Origin of the sequence: Rhodoplanes sp. Z2-YC6860 (genome assembly GCF_001579845.1) — a bacterium.
In the GTDB taxonomy this organism is placed as follows: Bacteria; Pseudomonadota; Alphaproteobacteria; order Rhizobiales; family Xanthobacteraceae; genus Z2-YC6860.
In genome coordinates, this window is record NZ_CP007440.1 from 4,433,013 (window position 1) to 4,450,090 (window position 17,078).

Sequence of the window (17,078 nt, forward strand, 5' to 3'; positions counted from 1 at the left end):
CCATGACAGCGATCCCGCTCCTCGACATTCACGATCTGACAGTCGAATTCAGCACGCGGCGCGGCATCGTCAAGGCGGTGCAGCATGTCGACCTGACTGTTGCCAAAGGTGAAACCGTCGCCATCGTCGGCGAGTCAGGGTCGGGCAAGTCTGTCACGTCTTACGCAGTCATGCGCATTCTCGACCGGGCCGGTCGTATTGCCGACGGCTCGGTCATGTTCACCAACATCGACATCCGGCAGGCGAGCGAAGAGGCCATGCGCGAACTTCGCGGGCGCGAAGTTTCCATGATCTTCCAGAACCCGCGCGCCGCCCTCAATCCGATCCGCAAGGTCGGACATCAGATCGAGGACGTGCTGCTGGAGCACGTGAAGGCTGCGCCGTCGGAAGCCACCGCCAAGGCCATCGAAATCCTTGAGCAGGTGCGGATCGCCCGGCCACGAGAGCGCTACCATGCCTATCCCTTCGAACTGTCGGGCGGCATGTGCCAGCGGATTGTCATCGCGCTCGCCTTGGCCTGCCGCCCGCAGCTTTTGATCGCCGACGAGCCGACAACCGGTCTCGACGTGACGACGCAGAAGACGGTGATGGAACTGATCGTCGATCTCACGCGGGAGCTTGGGATGGCGACGATCCTGATCACGCACGACCTCGGCCTTGCAGCCACGTATTGCAGCAAGGTGGTCGTGATGGAAAAGGGCCGCGTGGTCGAGACGGCATCAGCCCGCACCATCTTCACCGCGCCATCACATGCTTATACGCGAAAGCTCATGCGAGCGACGCCACGGCCCGACGGCACGTTGCGCGACCTGCTGCCGGAAGAAGACGCAGCCAAGGCGGCTGCCGGTGCCCAGGTGACTAGGCTCAATGTTGCCGAAGGCAAGCCGTTGCTTGTCGTCAACAAGCTGGTGAAAGAATATCCGCGCAAAGGGCTCGACAGTTTCAGCACGGCCTTGAAGATGGTGCTTCACCGCGGTCCGGCGCCCGAACCTGAAGTGTTTCGCGCGGTCGATGGCATCAGTTTCACCGTCAACCGCGGCGAGAGTGTTGGCCTCGTTGGCGAGTCTGGCTGCGGCAAGTCGACCACATCGACGATGGTCATGCGCCTGATCGACAAGAGTGCGGGCTCCATCGTGTTCGACGGCGAGGACATCGGCGAAATCCCGGCCAAGTCCTTTGCCAAGCTGCCGCTGCGAAAGCGCATCCAGATGGTCTTTCAGGACCCGACGGACAGTCTCAATCCGCGCTTTACGGCCGCGCGGGCGATTGCCGATCCGCTTCTTCAATTGGGCGATCTCAAGGGCAGCGTCGCCATTCGCGCACGCTGCGAGGAACTGGCGCTGCAGGTGGGGTTGCCCGTGGAATTCCTCGATCGCTTTCCCCACCAGCTTTCCGGCGGCCAGAAAGCGCGGGTCGGCATCGCACGCGCCATTGCGCTGAAGCCGGACCTGATCATCCTTGATGAACCGACCGCGGCACTCGATGTCTCCGTGCAGGCGGTCGTCCTCAATCTTCTTCAGAACCTGAAGGAGACGCTCGGCATGAGCTATCTCTTCGTCTCGCATGACCTGAATGTCGTCCGACTGCTCTGTGACCGGGTGATCGTGATGCAGTCGGGCAAGATCGTGGAAGAGGGGCCCACCGAGCGCGTGCTGGTGGCGCCTGAAGCGCAATACACACGCGATCTGCTGGCAGCCATTCCGCATCCGACCTTTGGTCCGGAGCATGCGGATCCGGCTCGCGCGGTGGCCGTTCAGTGACGCCCGTGTCCGGCAATGACGGCGATTTCCCGTGCCGTGCAGGCTGCTTCAGCGAGCAACCGGACTCTTGAATTGGCCTCACTGCCTTGCGAGCACATACGGCGCGCCAGTCTGTCTCGCCCTCGCAAGCAAGCCGGGCACGAGCGTAAGAAGCCGTTAGAAGTGATACGCGATCCCGCCGTAGACGGTGCGGCCGGCCGCTGGAAAGCCGACGGCATATTCATAGTTGCTGTTGAAGAGATTGGTTGCCCGCACATAGACATCGATGCCATTGGCGAAGGATTTCTGGATACGCGCGTTGACCACCGCGTAATTGGAGAGCTTTTGCCGCACGGCTGCGTTTGATTTGGAGCCGACCGATTGGTCCATAAAGTAGGACAGGTCGCTCGACACCTGCCAGCCGGGATAAGGCTCGTATGTGGCGAGCAGATCGATGACGTGGCGCGGCCGGTAATCGACGGGCAATCCTGACGAAGGATAGCGCATGTCGAGATAAGTGTAGCCCGGCCGGAAGGTCACGTTCGGCAGCGGCGAGTAAGCGCCCGAAACCTGGAAACCAGACATGGTCACGTCGCGGTTGACATAGATCTGGTTGATCTGATCGTTGAGGATGAAATTGTTCACATCGTTGTGGAACGCGCTGGCGCGCAATTGCGCATTCGGCGCGAGCGTCCAGGCAAGGCCGGCTTCATAGTTGTCCGATTCCTCGGGGCGCAATGTGCTGTTTCCTTGCTGCGGATTGAACAGTTGATCAATGGTCGGAAAGCGGACCTTGTGTGCATACGTGCCAAAGGCGAGCAGACTCTGCGTCAGATCGTAGCCGACGCTCCCCATCCATTGCGAGCCGATGTCCGTTGTATCCACGCGCTCGAACCAGTGATGGCTGTAGCCCATCGTCAAATGCAGACGAGGCATTGGATCGACGCGATACTCGGTGGCAGCCGATGTCGTCGACAGATCATGAGACTCGCCCAATGTGCGCCAGCCATACTGTGTCGCTTTGCTGCCGCTACCGCCGCCAGCCCCGCCGCCGGTGCCTTTACCTCCGCCACTACCGCTTAGAACGATGTCGCGGATGGAGCCGGATAGATCTTCAGCCTCCCGGCGGATCGCCACGTTCGAGGTGATGCTGCCGAAGGCGCCAAGATCGTAGCGCGCCTCAGCCTGTCCGCCGCTGACGGTCGTGTGGATCATTTCATCGAACGTTTTGGCGGTCGGATCCGTCATGGTTGTGTAGTTGGCGTTGTCGAAGCGTTTGTCGCGCACGTCGAGCTTGTTGATATAGCCCGTGAAGCGCAGCGCGAGCGGGCCGCCGGGCTCGTAGCCGGCATCGAATTGTGCCGACTTGCCGACGATCGGGCCGAGCCGTTCGAAGTTCTGCCCTGACGTGAAGGGATTGTTCGATCCCGGTGCAATCGTATTCGCCGGCAAGCCTTCATGGCCGCTCAAATGGCTGACGCTGAGGCCGAGTCGCCAATCGCCAAGACGGGCGCCGAAATTGGCGAACACATTCGATTGCTCGCTGTCGCTGTTGCTACGAGAGTTGCCGTCGGGCAGCACAAAGGCGTTACGCTTCATGTTGCTACCGCTGACGAAGAAATCGAAATTCTCGACGCCGCCGGACAACGTGCCATAAGTGCGGCGCGCGCTGCCGCCGCCAATTTCAGTACCGACATCGCCATGAACACCGCTGGTGCCCTTCTTGGTAATGATGTCGATGACGCCGGCAATCGTCCCTGGTCCGTAGAGAACCGAACTTGGGCCCTGGATGATTTTGAGCTGGTCGATGTTCTCGGTCGGGATCAGCGAAGGGTCGAACTGGCCGTCCACGGCCGAATTCAGCGGAACGCCATTGAGAAAAATCTGCGTTTGGCGCGGCGGCAGACCGCGCATCATGATGCGCGGAATGCCCTGGCCGCCGCTCGTGACAACCACGCCCGGAACGGCACGCACCGCTTCATCGAGGCTCCGTGCGCCTTTTTGTACGATCTGCTCATCGGTGACGATTGACGTGGTTTCCGCCGTTGCCTCGGCAGGCGCTCGCCCGGGGACGGCCGACTCGGCAGGCCTGCGCGCGTCCTTTTGCTCGATCCGCTTATAGCTAACGACCGGCGTGTTCCTTTTCCGCGTTGGCTTTTTGGGCGCACGCTTGGTGACGGCGATTTTGCGAAGCGTAACTGATTCAATGTTGGAGGCACGCTTGGTAACGACGACTTCGCCGAGCGTATAGGGCTCGGTGCGTTTTTTGGTCTCTTCTTCGGCTGTGGCCGGACCGATAACTGAAGACAGTCCCAGGATCGCGGAAACGACGCGACGGATCATTGCGTAACTTCTTTATTTTCGGGTGGAAAGGCTGGTGGAAACGAACGCGCCTTAGCGGCGCAAGCGCACCAGCAGGAAAGCGGCGAAAACGCCGCCGGCCAGGCCGAACAGAAAATGGCTGGACAGAGGGTACAGAAGTCCGCTGCGGCCGAAGCCTGCGCCAAAGACCACGATGCTCACAAATTTGACGGCATTCGCCAATCCGGCCGAGAAGCCGATGCCCAAAAGCGAGTTGCGCACAGCCGGGCCGAACAGGCTCAGAGAATCGATGACCAAGCCTGGGAGCAAATAGACCAAGGCGCCGTGAGGTCCGATGCTGCCGTTGGCCATACCGAAAATGGCGGCGGTGCACGCTGCGGCGCTTGCGGCCCAAGACCGTCCGGTCACACCGCGCGCTGCAACCAATATGGCCATGACGATCAGGCCGCGCCAACCGGGCAGATGCAATGGCAGTCGCAGCCAGGTATCGACCGCCCACACCAGCACGCCGGCAGCGAAGCAGATGCCAAGACCAGCGGGAACGCTGACCGGCGCTTCAGAACTGCCGGAGAATATCTTTTGAAGCGAGCTGCCAGTCAAAGTGGTCATAGGGACTTCCTGAAGGTTCGACGAGAAGAACGGCCTGGCCGTCGATCATGACGCTGCGCGGCCAAGGGCGGACATCGATGCGGTCGGTCGCGTCCACCGGCTCGCCGCTGTGGGCGTGACGAATGGCGTCGACCCCGGAATGGGTCAGAAGGTAGGTGCCGGTGACAATGCCGCGGGTCTCGCGCAGGCCCGGTCGCCAGGCGATGCGGCCGTCACGACCACTTTTGCGCAATCCCACCGCGGCGAGCGCGCCGATCACGCCGCCATGGTCGCCTGTCAGGCCCTCCAGCAGCAGCGCCTCACGCCCGGCCAGATCGCGCGCCTCTTTCTGGGTGAGAATGTCCCGCTTGGCCTTGGAGCCAAAGTCCTCAGCGGCCGACGAAACGGCGGACCAGAGCGCGATGCACAGACCTGCATCGGATCCGTCGGCGCTGTGCTCCAACAGGTAGGTCCGGCACAGCTCTGCCAAGGCGGGTGTATTCTTGGAAGGCATTTCAACCCGCAGGCACAGCGAGCTGTTATGCGACGTGTAGGGAATGCGCCGGTCGAACAGCAGTTGATGACGGGTGATCTCATGCACCCGAGCCACTCCAGACGAGCCAATCAGCGCGCCCAACTGTCGCGATAGATAGCCGGTCCCGTGGCTATCGAGGTTGTCGGTATCGTCGATCCCAACAAGGATTACCTGGTCCGCTTGAGGCGCGGACGGCGTGATCGGGCGCTGCGTAGAAACCATATCGATCCGACAAGGAAGGCTCTATATTCCGTTGAATATAACGTACGTATTTCAATGAGCATGTGTCAATCTTCATGGCTGATGATAACGTCAGCGCCGCCCGCGCCACTGATCCGTCGTTACCTCCAAGGCGGGAGCGTCGCTCATTCGATCTAAGGCATCGCACCAGAGCTATCCGCGCGACATCGGCGCCGACGAAGTGATCGGCTGCAATACCACCGACCTCACCAAGTCCGTGAGCGACGCCGACGCGGTGTCCGACACCTTCGAGGCGATGTGGCGACGCGGTTGCTCGCGGTTCTCAAGCCCGACGGCTGCGCGGCCTTCATCGCCTCAGGCGCGAAGGCGCCATAGCCCGATCACAGCGACGTGGCGGCGTTGCGCCCGGATGCCTCCGGCGACCGGCCGCATGTGGAGCGCGTTGCTGCGTTTTATCGGGAGGGACCGATCCGCTCGCCGCATTTCACTCGACAAGCCATCAGAGGCGGCCGAAGCGCCCCGGATCGGTGAGGCGCGCCACTTCAAAGGCAGGCTGGCGTTCAAGGTGCGTTGAGGGGGCTAAGTATTGGTCGGAGCGGCGAGATTCGAACTCGCGACCCCCAGTCCCCCAGACTGGTGCGCTAACCGGGCTGCGCTACGCTCCGCCGGGCAGTGATGTACGACGTGGGGACGGGCGGCGCAAGTTTCAGGCGGCCGGCCCGGCGATGACCGTGAGGTTTGCCGGCGGACCCGCGCCAGCCATCTGGTCGCGGCGCTTCAGGTAGTTCCGGTTGGCCGCGATCAGGCCCCACATCAGGCCCATCAGAAGGAAGGTGTGCCGCCAGTGGTCCGTGTCGATGATGAAGCTCTCGGTCGCGACGCCAAAATAGCCCGCGAAGACCGTGATGGTGGTCTGCTGCCAGGGCGTGCGCGCGAATGTGGCGCGCAGACCCTGGCCGAGCGTCAGGAACACCAGCGCCGGATAACACGCGCCGGCGAGCCAGCCGCCCGACATGAAGGCGTTGAGGAAGGAGTTGTGCGTGTCCTCGGGGAAGTACTTGTGGAACTGGATCGGCCCGATGCCGACCGGATAGTCGAGTGCCAGGACCGCGCCCATGATATGGCGGGCGAACCGGCCCTGCGCGCCGACGTCGTAGCTCTGGTTTAGGCTCGCGCGCTCCTTGAAAAGCGACGCCACGCTGTCGAGCGACAGGAGCACCATCAGGCCCGCGGCCAGCACTGCAACGCCGACGATCGAGAACGTCACGATGCGAAACCGTTGCGACGGCGACCGCGTGGTGATCATGACGAGCGCCAGCATCACAATCGCGGTGTAAGCCAACTGACCCCACGCGGCGCGCGAGAACGACAGCAGTACGGCGATGGCAATGAGGCCGAAGATCGCGGCGCCCTTGGCGGCGCGCTTGAAACCATCGGAGATGACCATCTGCAGGCAAAGCAGCGCGGGGAATATCAGGAAGGCGCCGAGCACGTTCGGATCCTTGAAGGTGCCGCGGGCGCGGTCGTAGAGCAGCAGCAGTTCGTCCAGGCTCCCCACGAGGCGGGAATAGCCGAAGATCGCAGCGGCCGACGCGATCACGCCGCCGGCGACGCAGCCCGCCGTGATGGCCTTGAGGCGATCCTCGGTGTTGTCGCTGAGAATCACAGCAAAGAACATCGCGGTGAACGCCAGATACCAGGACGTGATCAGCCAGGCTGTGACGGGCGGATCGTCGATCACGGTGGCGCCGCCGATGCTGTAGCCGACATTGACCAGCACCAGCAGCACGATCATCGGCAGCACGGTCCGCGACATTGCCAGCCCGCCGATGGCAAACAGGATCATCGACCCGAAGGTCAAGAGCTCGTAGGGGCTGGGTTCGATGAACACGATGGCGCCGCTTGCGCCGACGAGCCAGAGCATCGCACAGCGCAGCCGCTCGGCAGGAATGCGCATGCCCGGCTGATGCACACGGGCCGGGGCAGCAGCAAGCGGCCGTGCATCCTCGTAGGACGAGGCTTGCGAGGGCGCGGCCTGCAATACGATCATCAGTAGGCGTTTTCGGACTTGAGCAGCGAGAGCGGCGTCCGGGCGAGGATGTAAAGGTCGAACAGCACCGACCAGTTTTCGATGTAGTACAGGTCGTGCTCGACGCGGCCTTTGATCTTTTCGGGGCTGGTGAGCTCACCGCGCCAGCCGTTGATCTGCGCCCAGCCGGTGATCCCGGGCTTGACGCGGTGGCGGGCGAAATAGCCGTCGACCGCCTCATCGAACTGACGGTTCTCGATCTTCTGATTGACCGCATGCGGGCGCGGGCCGACCAATGACAAATTGCCCTTGAACACCACGTTGAAGAGCTGCGGCAGTTCGTCGATCGAGGTCTTGCGGATGAAGCGTCCGACGCGGGTGACGCGCGGATCATCCTTGGTGACGCTCTTCTCCACCGAATGATCGGTCATGTGGGTGTAGAGCGAGCGGAATTTGTAGACATCGATCTCGTCGTTGTTGAAGCCGTGGCGCTTCTGCTTGAAGAACACCGGGCCCTTGCTGTCGAGCTTGATCAGGGCAGCGACGAGCAGCATCAGCGGCGCAAAGGCGATCAGCGCGAAGCTGCCGATGATCCGGTCGAACATGACCTTCATCACCACGTCCCAGTCGGTGATCGGCCGGTCGAACACGTCGAGCACCGGCACCTCGCCGAGATACGAATAGGAGCGCGGGCGGAAGCGGAGCTTGTTGGAATGCGCGGAGAGCCGGATGTCGACTGGCAGCACCCAGAGCTTCTTCAGCATCTCCAGGATGCGGCCTTCGGCCATGATCGGCAGGCTGAAGATCACGAGATCGACACGCGTTCTTCGCGCGAATTCGACAAGGTCGTCGACGGTGCCGAGCTTGCGCTCACCAGCGATCGCTTTGGGCGAACGGTCGTCGTTCCGGTCATCGAACAGGCCGACGATGCGCAGGTCGGTGTCGCGCTGCTCCTTCAGAGCGCTGATCAATGCCTCGCCGGCGGCGCCGCCGCCAACGATCGCGGTGCGGCGGTTGAGGCGGCCTTCCTTGGTCCAGCGCCGCACCATCAGGAACAGTCCGCGGCGGAATGCAATCAGCGCCACCAGACCGACGATGTAGAAGCTGGCGAGCCAGACGCGCGAGAACAGCTCTCCGGCCTTGGCGAAAAACGAGGTGCCGATCACGATCAGGAACACCACGGACCATGCGGAAGCGAGGCGAAAGTATTGCTTCTCGTAACCGCGGAAGGCCTGAATCTGGTAGATGTCGGCGGCCTGGAAGGCCAGCGTGGCGAGCAGCGCGACGCCAATGATCGCGGCGAAGTAGTGCCACGAAAAATAAAGCGAGATGCCTGCCGTCGGCATGACGTAAACGGCGTAGATGATGATGCCGATCGCCGCCACCAGCGCAAATTCGATCATGCGGATGGCGCCGGCGAGCACGATCGGCGACATGGCCGCGGCGACCGGTTCGGCGGCTGCAGCGGCCGCCGCTTCGGCGAGCGGGCGCGGCGGCGCACCAAGAGGCCGGGCGCCACCACCGGGAGACGCCGCTGCCGCTTCAATCATGCTGCGAGAGTCGAACTGCGCCATGGCCACACGTCCAATGTCATTTCCAGCCGCGCGCCAAACGGGACGCAGCCTCATTCCATCTCGCCGGCCAAACTAGTTAAGAGAGTTCAAAAAACCGTTAGTGCGAGTGCTTAAACTTGTGCGGTTTTTTTGGCGCGAATGGCTTCGCCGTAGCCGGCGAGCACGCCTTCGACCATGGCGTCCTGGGAGAACAACTTGCCGATCCGCTCGCGGAGCTTGTCCGCGCCGGCGCGGGCCTTGGCGGGGTCGCCGAGCGCCGCCGTAATCGCTGCGGCAAGCTGGCTCGGATTCCCCGGTGGGACCATGCTTCCCTCTGGACCCAGAATCTCAGGAATGCCGCCTACACCACTGGCAATAATTGGAATTCCGGCGCCGCCAGCCTCGATGACCGCATAGGGCAGCGAGTCCGCCCGGGACGGCACGATCATCTGGCGGCCGTTGGGGAATGCTTGGCGCGCCGGGGTGTGGCCCAGGAAACGAACGCTCGCTTCGAGGCTCAACTGCGCCACCTGCTCGCGCAGCGCCGGACCTTCCTCACCGTCGCCGGCCATCGCCAGCGTCACCTTGCGCCCGGACTTGTGCAGTTCTGCAACCGCCTCGATGAGCACGTCGGTGCCCTTGATGTGGCGGAATTCACCAACGGTCAAAAGATCCGCCGCGTCGGGGCGGGGGGCGACCTTCTCCATCTCGGCCGGCGTGATGCCGTTCGGCACGACGTGCACGATCGCGGGTGGCGCGCCGACCATGGCCTGATAGGCGTTGCGGGCGAATTGGCTCTCGAACAGGAACAACTCGGTGCGCTGCATCAGGATGCGTTCGAGGCTGCCATAGACGGTGCCGCGCAGGGTGTTGCGGCCGTAATGCAGCGATCCGCCGTGTGGAGTGTAGACGCGGATTGCCGAACGCGCAGACATCATGCGCACGAAGGCGCCGCCCTTGGCACCGTGGCCGTGCATTACATCCGGTGCGAGCGACGCAAGTCTGGCGCGCACCTTCATGAAGCCGAAGATGTCGGTGGGACTCAATTCGCGCTGGATCGGCAGCCGAGACACGCCAAGCCTGAGCTGCGGCTCGAGCTGAGCCAGGGCTGTAACGGCGCGCTCGCCGCCGGTGAGGCTGTCGGTGATGATGCCGACCGCGTGGCCGCGCGCGGCCTGGCCGCTCGCGAGATCGAGGATGTGACGAAAGATGCCGCCGACCGGCGCGCGCGTCACGTGAACGATCCTGAGTGGCCGGCCGTCGCTCATGGACAACCTGCGCGGTCAAGACGACCGTTGAAGCAGCAGCGACGGCAATGTGGCGCGGGCAACATGCGAATCCATGACCCGGAAACGGCGAGGGGCCGCATCCGAAGTGGCACGCTATGGTTAACAAATCTTGATTTTGGACGCGATCCACTGAGCAGGCCGCAATGCCGGCTTTAACGAGGCAGCAACCATAATCGGGTGTCATCGCGCCAATCAGAGGTAGTGCCCGAGTCGGCAGGTACGGGGTCGGTATGAGTGGTGGCGTTCAGGCAGATGCCGGCGACGAGATCAATCTCGGCGCCATTGCGCGAGAGCTGTGGCGCAAAAAGCTGGCGATCATCGCGCCGACCATCCTGATTGCGGCCGTGGCCTTCGCCGGCGTCAATCTCATCACCCCGCGCTATAAATCCGAATCTCGCGTCCTGATCGAGAGTCGCGAGAACATCTTCCTGCGGCCCGAGGCCGAGAAGTCGATGACGGATCGCGGCTCGGTGGATGCCGAGACCGTCACCAGCCAGGTGCAGCTCGTGCTGTCGCGCGATCTCGCGCGCGAAGTGATCAACGAGCTCAATCTCAGCGAGCTGCCGGAGTTCAATCCGGCGCTGAAGGAATTCTCGCCGCTGTCGATCCTGCGCAAGATCGGCATTCTGCGCGATCCGATGTCGATGTCTCTCGAAGAGAGGGTGCTCGCTGCCTATTACGAGCGGCTGCAGGCCTTTGCGCTCGACAAGTCGCGGGTGATCTCGATCGAATTCCAGTCGGCGGACCCCGAACTTGCCGCCAAGATCGCCAACCTCGTCGCCGACAAATACCTGATCTTCCAGCAGATGGCGAAGCAGGACCAAGCACGCTCGGCGAGCAAATGGCTGTCGGGCGAGCTTGGCAAGCTGCGTGACAAGGTTTCGGAAGCCGAGGGCAAGGTCGAGGAATTCCGCGCCAAGTCGAACCTGTTTGTCGGCACCAACAACACCAGCCTGTCGAACCAGCAGCTTTCCGATCTCAATTCCCAGGTTTCGGCCGCACGCGCGCAGAAGGCCGATGCCGAGGCACGTGCCCGGCTGATCCGCGAAGCGCTGCGCACCGGCGCCACCATTGAGAGCTCCGATATCGTCAACTCCGAATTGATTCGCCGGTTGTCCGAGCAGCGTGTGACGCTGCGAGCGCAGCTCGCCGAGCAGTCGTCGACGTTGCTGGCGCAGCATCCGCGGATCAAGGAAATGCGCGCCCAGATCGCCGATCTCGATCAGCAGATCCGCTCCGAGGGCGAGCGGTTGGCGCGTTCGCTCGAGAACGAGGCCAACGTCGCAGGCGCCCGTCTTGAGACGCTGAACGCCGCGCTGGAGCAGCTGAAGGGGCAGGCGGCCTCGACCAGCGATCAGGACGTGCAATTGCGCGCATTGGAGCGCGAAGCCAAGGCACAGCGCGATCTGTTCGAATCCTATCTGGCCAAATACCGCGAGGCCACGGCCCGTGACAGCATCGCGGCGGCGCCGGCCGACGCCCGCGTCATCTCGCGGGCGACGGTGTCGAACATCCCGTACTTTCCGAAGAAGACGCCGATCGTGCTGATCGCCGCGCTCGGCACCTTCAGTCTCGCGACGGCCTTTGTGGTGGCCGGCGCACTGATCAACGGCGACCCGGGCCGCCCGTCGCGCGTGCCGGTGCCCGCGGCGCCCGTGCCATCCGTCATCGTGAACGTTCCGCCGGCACGTTCCGCCGCCGCCCGCACCCGTGCAACCGACGCGTCTCCCGCCGTGGCCGAGGTCGCGCCGCAACCTCAGCCTGCGCCAGAGACCAGGCCTGATAACGCGCACCCGATTGCGGCTCTCGCCGAAGAGCTGCTAGCGGCTGGCGACGAGGCCTGCCGCATTGCGGTGGTCGGCAGCGCCCGCGATGTCGGGACGACGCTGTCTGCGATTGCACTCGGTCGCATATTGGTCCGTTCCGCCCGCGTGGTGCTGGTCGATCTGTCGTTTGTCTCGCCGAATATCGATGTCATCTCCGACGATCCATCGGCGCCGGGCATTGCCGATCTGGTCCACGGCACCGCCTCATTCGGCGATATCATCACCCGAGACCGCGGCTCGCGGCTGCACCTTGTCGCGGCGGGCCAGGTCGGGAACGATGCACACGAACTGTTCGTTTCCCAGATGTTGTGGGCTGCGATCGACGCATTGGCGCAGAGCTACGATTATCTGGTGCTCGATGTGGGGTCGCAAAGCGAGACGGTGTTGGACCATGTGGCGGCCTGCGCGCCACGCGCGGTGCTGATCGGCGGCGCAACGGATTCTGCGGCGCTCGATACCCTCGCCGGCGAGCTGCAGGCCCAGGGTTTCGCCGAAGTCTCGATCCTGTCCGGGCCGCCTCCAGAACTGGAGCTGGCCGCCGTGCAGTCCGCGGCTTGAACGCGAGGCGAATGTGTCAGGGCTTCGTTACACCCTTTTCCGCGGGGTTTTGAACGCGCTCTACTTCAGCGGCGCGCATTGGATGCTGAAGCCGGTGGTGGGCGGCGCCGGCGCAATTCTGATGCTGCACAATGTGCGGCCGGCGCGGCACGACCGCTTTCAGCCGAACAGGCTCCTCGAAGTCACGCCCCACTTCTTTGAACGCGTCATCAAGCGGCTTCGCAAATCCAAGGTCGATCTCATTTCGCTCGACGAGATGCACCGCCGGCTTGTTTCCAACGAATTCCCGCGGCGCTTCGTCTGCATCACCTTCGACGACGGCTATCGCGACAACCATGAATTCGCGTATCCGGTCTTGAAAAAATACGAGGTGCCGTTCGCGATCTACGTGGCGACGAGCTTTGCCGATCGGGTCGGCGAACTCTGGTGGCTCGCGCTCGAGGCCGTGATCGCACAGAACGAACTGGTCGGTATTCGTCTCGACGGTTCGGACCGCTGGTTCGAGGCGCGCAGCATCGCCGAGAAGCGCGCGGTCTACGACCATATCTATGGATGGCTGCGGCAACTGCCGACGGAAGCGGAGTTACGCCGTGTGATGCGCGAACTCACCACGCGGCACCGCGTCGACATGGCATCGTTCTGCAACGAGCTTTGCATGGACTGGAAGGAGCTCGCTGAGTTTGCCGCCGATTCATTGCTCACCATCGGCGCCCACACGGTGAACCACCCGATCCTGACCAAGCTCGACGACAAATCGGTGCGGGCCGAGCTTGAGAACAGCCGCGCCGTGATCGAGGCGGCGCTTGGCGTGCGGCCGAAGCATCTCGCCTATCCGGTGGGCGACAATACGGCCGCGGGGCCCCGCGAGTTCAAGATCGCGGCCGATCTCGGCTTTGCCACCGCTGTGACGACGCGACCCGGCGTAATCTTCCCGCAGCACAGCCGCCATCTGACGGCGCTGCCGAGGATCTCGCTCAACGGCAATTTCCAGAGCACCCGCTACGCGAAGGTGCTGATTTCGGGCGCGGCGACCGCGATCAACAACCGCTTCCGCCCCGTCAATGTGACCTGACGCTGTCCTTCAGCATCCATTTCACCAGCGGCATGGCCGGCAACACCCAGCCGATGCCTGCCACGACGTAGTACAGCGCCGAAACCCACGGATTGTTGAAGATCGGCGGGAACTGGGCGACGGCCATCGCCACCAGCGCCCAGCAGATCACCAGCGCGAACATCGCGAACGTTCCGATCAGCTTGCGGATGCGCGGGTTCATAGCCGTCCCTTTGGGCCTCGATGGCTCACGTGTGAATGGCCCAGCGGATTTGCCATTGATGCAGCGGGCGGGGCAGGACTATATGTCCGGCGCATCCCCCGCAAGCCGCGCGAGCGCTGGCGAGCCCATAAGCGCGTTTACGCGCGTCCTGGACGCGCTATGGGCGAGCGGCCAACACGAATACGTTAGAATGACCGAACCGCACCCCGCCGCCTCCCGCCGTCCCATCGTCCGGCTCTGGCTCTATGTCGTGGCGGCGTTGATGGTCCTGACGCTCGTGGTCGGCGGCGCGACGCGGCTTACGGAATCCGGCCTCTCCATCGTTGAATGGAAACCGGTGACCGGCGTCGTTCCGCCGATGTCGCAGGACGCCTGGCAGGCCGAGTTCGGCAAATACCAGCAGATTCCGCAGTATCGCGAACTCAACCGCGGAATGAGCCTGGAGGAATTCAAAACCATCTACTGGTGGGAATGGTCGCACCGGCTGCTCGCCCGCACGATCGGCGCGGTGTTCCTGTTGCCGTTTGTGTTTTTCCTCTGGCGCGGCTGGATCGACCCGCGGCTGAAGGCACGGCTGTGGACGTTGTTCGGCGCGGGCGCAGCTCTCGGCGCGGTTGGCTGGTGGATGGTGTCGTCCGGGCTTGCCGACAGCAGCCGCGTCAGCGTGTCGCAATATCGGCTGGCATTTCATCTGACGCTCGCGTGCGCGATCTACGCGGCGATCCTATGGACCGCCCGCGGCTTGCATCGACGCATCGCCGGTGAGGCGCCGTGGCGGTTGCGCGCTTCGGCCGCAGGCTTGATGGTCCTCGTGCTGCTGCAGATTTATCTCGGAGCGCTGGTCGCGGGCCTCAATGCGGGACTTGTGTTCAACACCTGGCCGGATATCGACGGCACGTTGATCCCGTCCGCTGAGCGGCTGTGGTTCGATACGCCGGTCTGGCGCAATCTGTTCGAGAACACGCTCACGGTGCAATTCAATCACCGGATGGTGGCGTATCTCCTCTGGATCGTCGCGGCGCTGCACGCCGTCGATGCATTCCGTTCGCGTGGGGTTGTCGCGGGGCGAAACGGCGCGCTCGTGCTCGCCGCGATCGTGACGCTTCAGGCCGGTATCGGAATCATGACGCTGCTGCATCAGGTGCCGTTGCCACTGGCACTATTGCATCAATTGACGGGCATTCTCGTGCTGACTGTCGCCGTCATCCACGCGCAGCGGTTGTCGGCGAACGCTGCCGCGGCCGTCCCGCACTCCGCGCCTTTCCCGGCGGATTCTTCCATTCCGCGGAGCACCGCATGATCGAACTGAGCCGCCGCGGCAACGTTGCCGTGATCACCATGGCCTATGGCAAGGCCAATGCGCTCGATATCGAATTCTGCGATGCCATCTCCACTCAGTTCGAAAAGCTTCGCGACGCACCGGAACGCGCCGTGGTGCTGACCGGGCAGGGCGGGATGTTCTCCGCCGGTGTCAACCTGCTGAAGCTCAGCGATGGCGGTGCGGATTACGTCCGCCGCTTTCTTCCGGCATTGCACCGGCTCTATGAAACGATTTTTTTCTTTGGCAAGCCCGTGATCGCCGCCGTGAACGGCCACGCCATCGCAGGCGGCTGCGTGCTCGAATGCTGCGCCGACAGACGCATCGCGGCAGCCGGCTCGGCACGCATCGGCGTCACTGAATTGCTGGTTGGCGTGCCGTTTCCGCCGATGGCGTTCGAGGTGATGCGGTTCGCGACCGCTCCGCAGCACTTCGTCGACGGCATGTTGAGCGGCGCGACGTTCACGCCTGACGTGGCGTTGACGCGCGGGCTTATCGATCAGGTCGTCGAACCGTCCGAATTGCTGGACCGCGCGCTCGCCGCCGCCGAGACGCTCGCAGCGCTGCCGCCCGCGACCTTCGCGCTGACCAAGCAGCAGTTCCGTCAGAGCGCCGCTGACGCGATGGAGCGGCACGGCGCCCGTGTCGAGGCTGCGTCGACGGAGATCTGGACGTCGGCCGCCACGATCGACCGCGTCCGCGACTACGTGGCGAAGACGTTGAAGAAGGCCTGAAGTAAGGTCTACCGCCACGGTCATTCCGGGGCGCTCGCGTAAGCGAACGAACCCAGAATCCAGTTACGGTGGAAGTGCGTGCGCGTCTGGATTCCGGGTTCGCGCCTTCGGCGCGCCCCGGAATGACGCTGGTGCGCGATTACTTCATCACGCCGACTTCGCGCAAATACTTCTGCACACCCGGATGAATCTGCTGCGGGCTCGGGGCGGCCATGAACGTGCTCTGCGGTGTGGTCTCTTTCGCCTGATCGAGCCGCTTCACGAGCGCCGTGTGGCCGCCGTTCAGCGCCTTGGCCAAGCGATAAGCCACATCATCGGCCAAGTCCGCGCGCGCCAGAATATAGCTCCACGAGCCGACCGAATTCACAGCGTCTTTCTGGCCCGGATAAGCGCCGGCCGGCACGGTGATGGGTTTCAGGAAGTTGTGTTTGGCCGTGACCTTCGTGACCTCGTCGGGCGTGAGCCCGATGAAGCGGCCACCGGCCTGCATCACCGCGGTGAAGCCCGGCCAGCCGACGCCGCCGCCCCACAGGGCTGCAACGCGGCCGTCGGCAACCATCAGCGGGCCGTCGCCGGCCTTCTCGAGATAATGCGGCTCGAAGTCTTTCTCGCGGTCGAGGCCGAGCCCGTCGGTGACATAGCGGCCGAGCAGTGTCAGGCCCGAGGCGCGCGTGCCCCAGGCGATCGGCTTGCCCACCAGATCGCGCAGCGTCTTCGCCGGGCTGTCGCCGCGCACCGCGAACATGCCGGGGTTGGAATAGATCGCCTGGATCACCAGCGCCGTGGTCTTGGGCTGGCCGATCCCCTGGAAGGCTTCATACGCGGGCTCGCCCGCGACCAGCGCGATATCGACCTTGCGGTCGTTGAGGAGGCCGATGTTCTCAGCGCTGCCCTTGGTGTTCTGGGTTTCGACGTTCAGCGACTTGTCGGTCTCGTTGATGACCGCCGCGGCATTGTCGCCGAAGAACGGAAAGCCGCCGCCCGGCGTGGCGGTTGCGAGGGTGACGTGCGTCGTGATTTGGGTCTGGGCGCTGCTCATGTTGGTCGCACTGATGATGGCGGCAAGGACGAGCGCCGCGGAGACAGAATACCGAGCGATGGACACAAAAAAC

Annotated in this window: 13 protein-coding genes and 1 tRNA gene; 5 read left to right on the plus strand and 9 right to left on the minus strand. The window is 63.5% G+C overall.

Features of this window, described 5'->3' with window-relative positions:
• Positions 1-2: 2 nt before the first annotated feature.
• On the plus strand, positions 3-1,760 hold the full coding sequence (locus tag RHPLAN_RS20610) for a dipeptide ABC transporter ATP-binding protein (RefSeq protein WP_068021397.1): 1,758 nt from the start codon (positions 3-5) through the stop codon (positions 1,758-1,760).
• Between the two features lie 156 nt (positions 1,761-1,916).
• On the opposite strand, the gene RHPLAN_RS20615 is transcribed toward RHPLAN_RS20610, so the two are convergent.
• The 7 genes from RHPLAN_RS20615 to RHPLAN_RS20645 form a co-directional block, all read right to left on the minus strand.
• On the minus strand, positions 1,917-4,082 hold the full coding sequence (locus tag RHPLAN_RS20615) for a TonB-dependent receptor (RefSeq protein ID WP_068021399.1): 2,166 nt from the start codon (positions 4,080-4,082) through the stop codon (positions 1,917-1,919).
• 51 nt (positions 4,083-4,133) lie between these two features.
• Positions 4,134-4,568, minus strand: coding sequence for a hypothetical protein (locus tag RHPLAN_RS20620; protein WP_068021401.1), 435 nt, complete (start codon positions 4,566-4,568; stop codon positions 4,134-4,136).
• A 49-nt stretch (positions 4,569-4,617) separates the two neighbouring features.
• Entirely contained in the window at positions 4,618-5,250 is a 633-nt protein-coding gene (locus RHPLAN_RS20625; RefSeq protein ID WP_068021403.1) for a hypothetical protein, read from the minus strand.
• A gap of 722 nt (positions 5,251-5,972) precedes the next feature.
• Positions 5,973-6,050: transfer RNA gene (locus tag RHPLAN_RS20630), tRNA-Pro, on the minus strand.
• Positions 6,051-6,091: 41 nt separating this feature from the next.
• Entirely contained in the window at positions 6,092-7,435 is a 1,344-nt protein-coding gene (locus RHPLAN_RS20635) for an O-antigen ligase family protein (RefSeq protein ID WP_198164435.1), read from the minus strand.
• Complete coding sequence (locus RHPLAN_RS20640) at positions 7,435-8,988, minus strand: undecaprenyl-phosphate glucose phosphotransferase (RefSeq protein ID WP_068021405.1); 1,554 nt, start codon at positions 8,986-8,988, stop codon at positions 7,435-7,437. Before RHPLAN_RS20640 ends, RHPLAN_RS20635 begins: the two co-directional genes overlap by 1 nt.
• Positions 8,989-9,098: 110 nt before the next feature.
• The gene (locus RHPLAN_RS20645) at positions 9,099-10,235 is read right to left on the minus strand and encodes a glycosyltransferase family 4 protein (protein WP_068021407.1); all 1,137 of its coding nucleotides are present in this window, start codon (positions 10,233-10,235) and stop codon (positions 9,099-9,101) included.
• Between the two features lie 251 nt (positions 10,236-10,486).
• Between RHPLAN_RS20645 and RHPLAN_RS20650 the strand changes: the two genes are divergently transcribed.
• Entirely contained in the window at positions 10,487-12,640 is a 2,154-nt protein-coding gene (locus RHPLAN_RS20650) for a GumC family protein (RefSeq protein WP_068021409.1), read from the plus strand.
• 13 nt (positions 12,641-12,653) lie between these two features.
• Entirely contained in the window at positions 12,654-13,712 is a 1,059-nt protein-coding gene (locus tag RHPLAN_RS20655) for a polysaccharide deacetylase family protein (protein WP_068021411.1), read from the plus strand.
• Here the strand turns inward: RHPLAN_RS20655 and RHPLAN_RS20660 are convergent.
• Entirely contained in the window at positions 13,699-13,914 is a 216-nt protein-coding gene (locus tag RHPLAN_RS20660) for a DUF2842 domain-containing protein (protein WP_068021413.1), read from the minus strand. The genes RHPLAN_RS20655 and RHPLAN_RS20660 overlap by 14 nt on opposite strands.
• A gap of 190 nt (positions 13,915-14,104) precedes the next feature.
• On the opposite strand from RHPLAN_RS20660, the gene RHPLAN_RS20665 reads away from it, so the two are divergent.
• On the plus strand, positions 14,105-15,214 hold the full coding sequence (locus tag RHPLAN_RS20665; RefSeq protein ID WP_068021416.1) for a COX15/CtaA family protein: 1,110 nt from the start codon (positions 14,105-14,107) through the stop codon (positions 15,212-15,214).
• Positions 15,211-15,966 carry an enoyl-CoA hydratase/isomerase family protein gene (locus RHPLAN_RS20670; protein WP_068021419.1) on the plus strand — a complete coding sequence of 252 codons (756 nt, stop codon included), beginning with the start codon at positions 15,211-15,213 and terminating at the stop codon, positions 15,964-15,966. The genes RHPLAN_RS20665 and RHPLAN_RS20670 overlap by 4 nt, the downstream gene beginning before the upstream one ends.
• A 139-nt stretch (positions 15,967-16,105) precedes the next feature.
• Here RHPLAN_RS20670 and RHPLAN_RS20675 read toward each other — a convergent pair whose 3' ends face one another.
• Entirely contained in the window at positions 16,106-17,071 is a 966-nt protein-coding gene (locus RHPLAN_RS20675; RefSeq protein ID WP_237179874.1) for a TAXI family TRAP transporter solute-binding subunit, read from the minus strand.
• Positions 17,072-17,078: the final 7 nt, after the last annotated feature.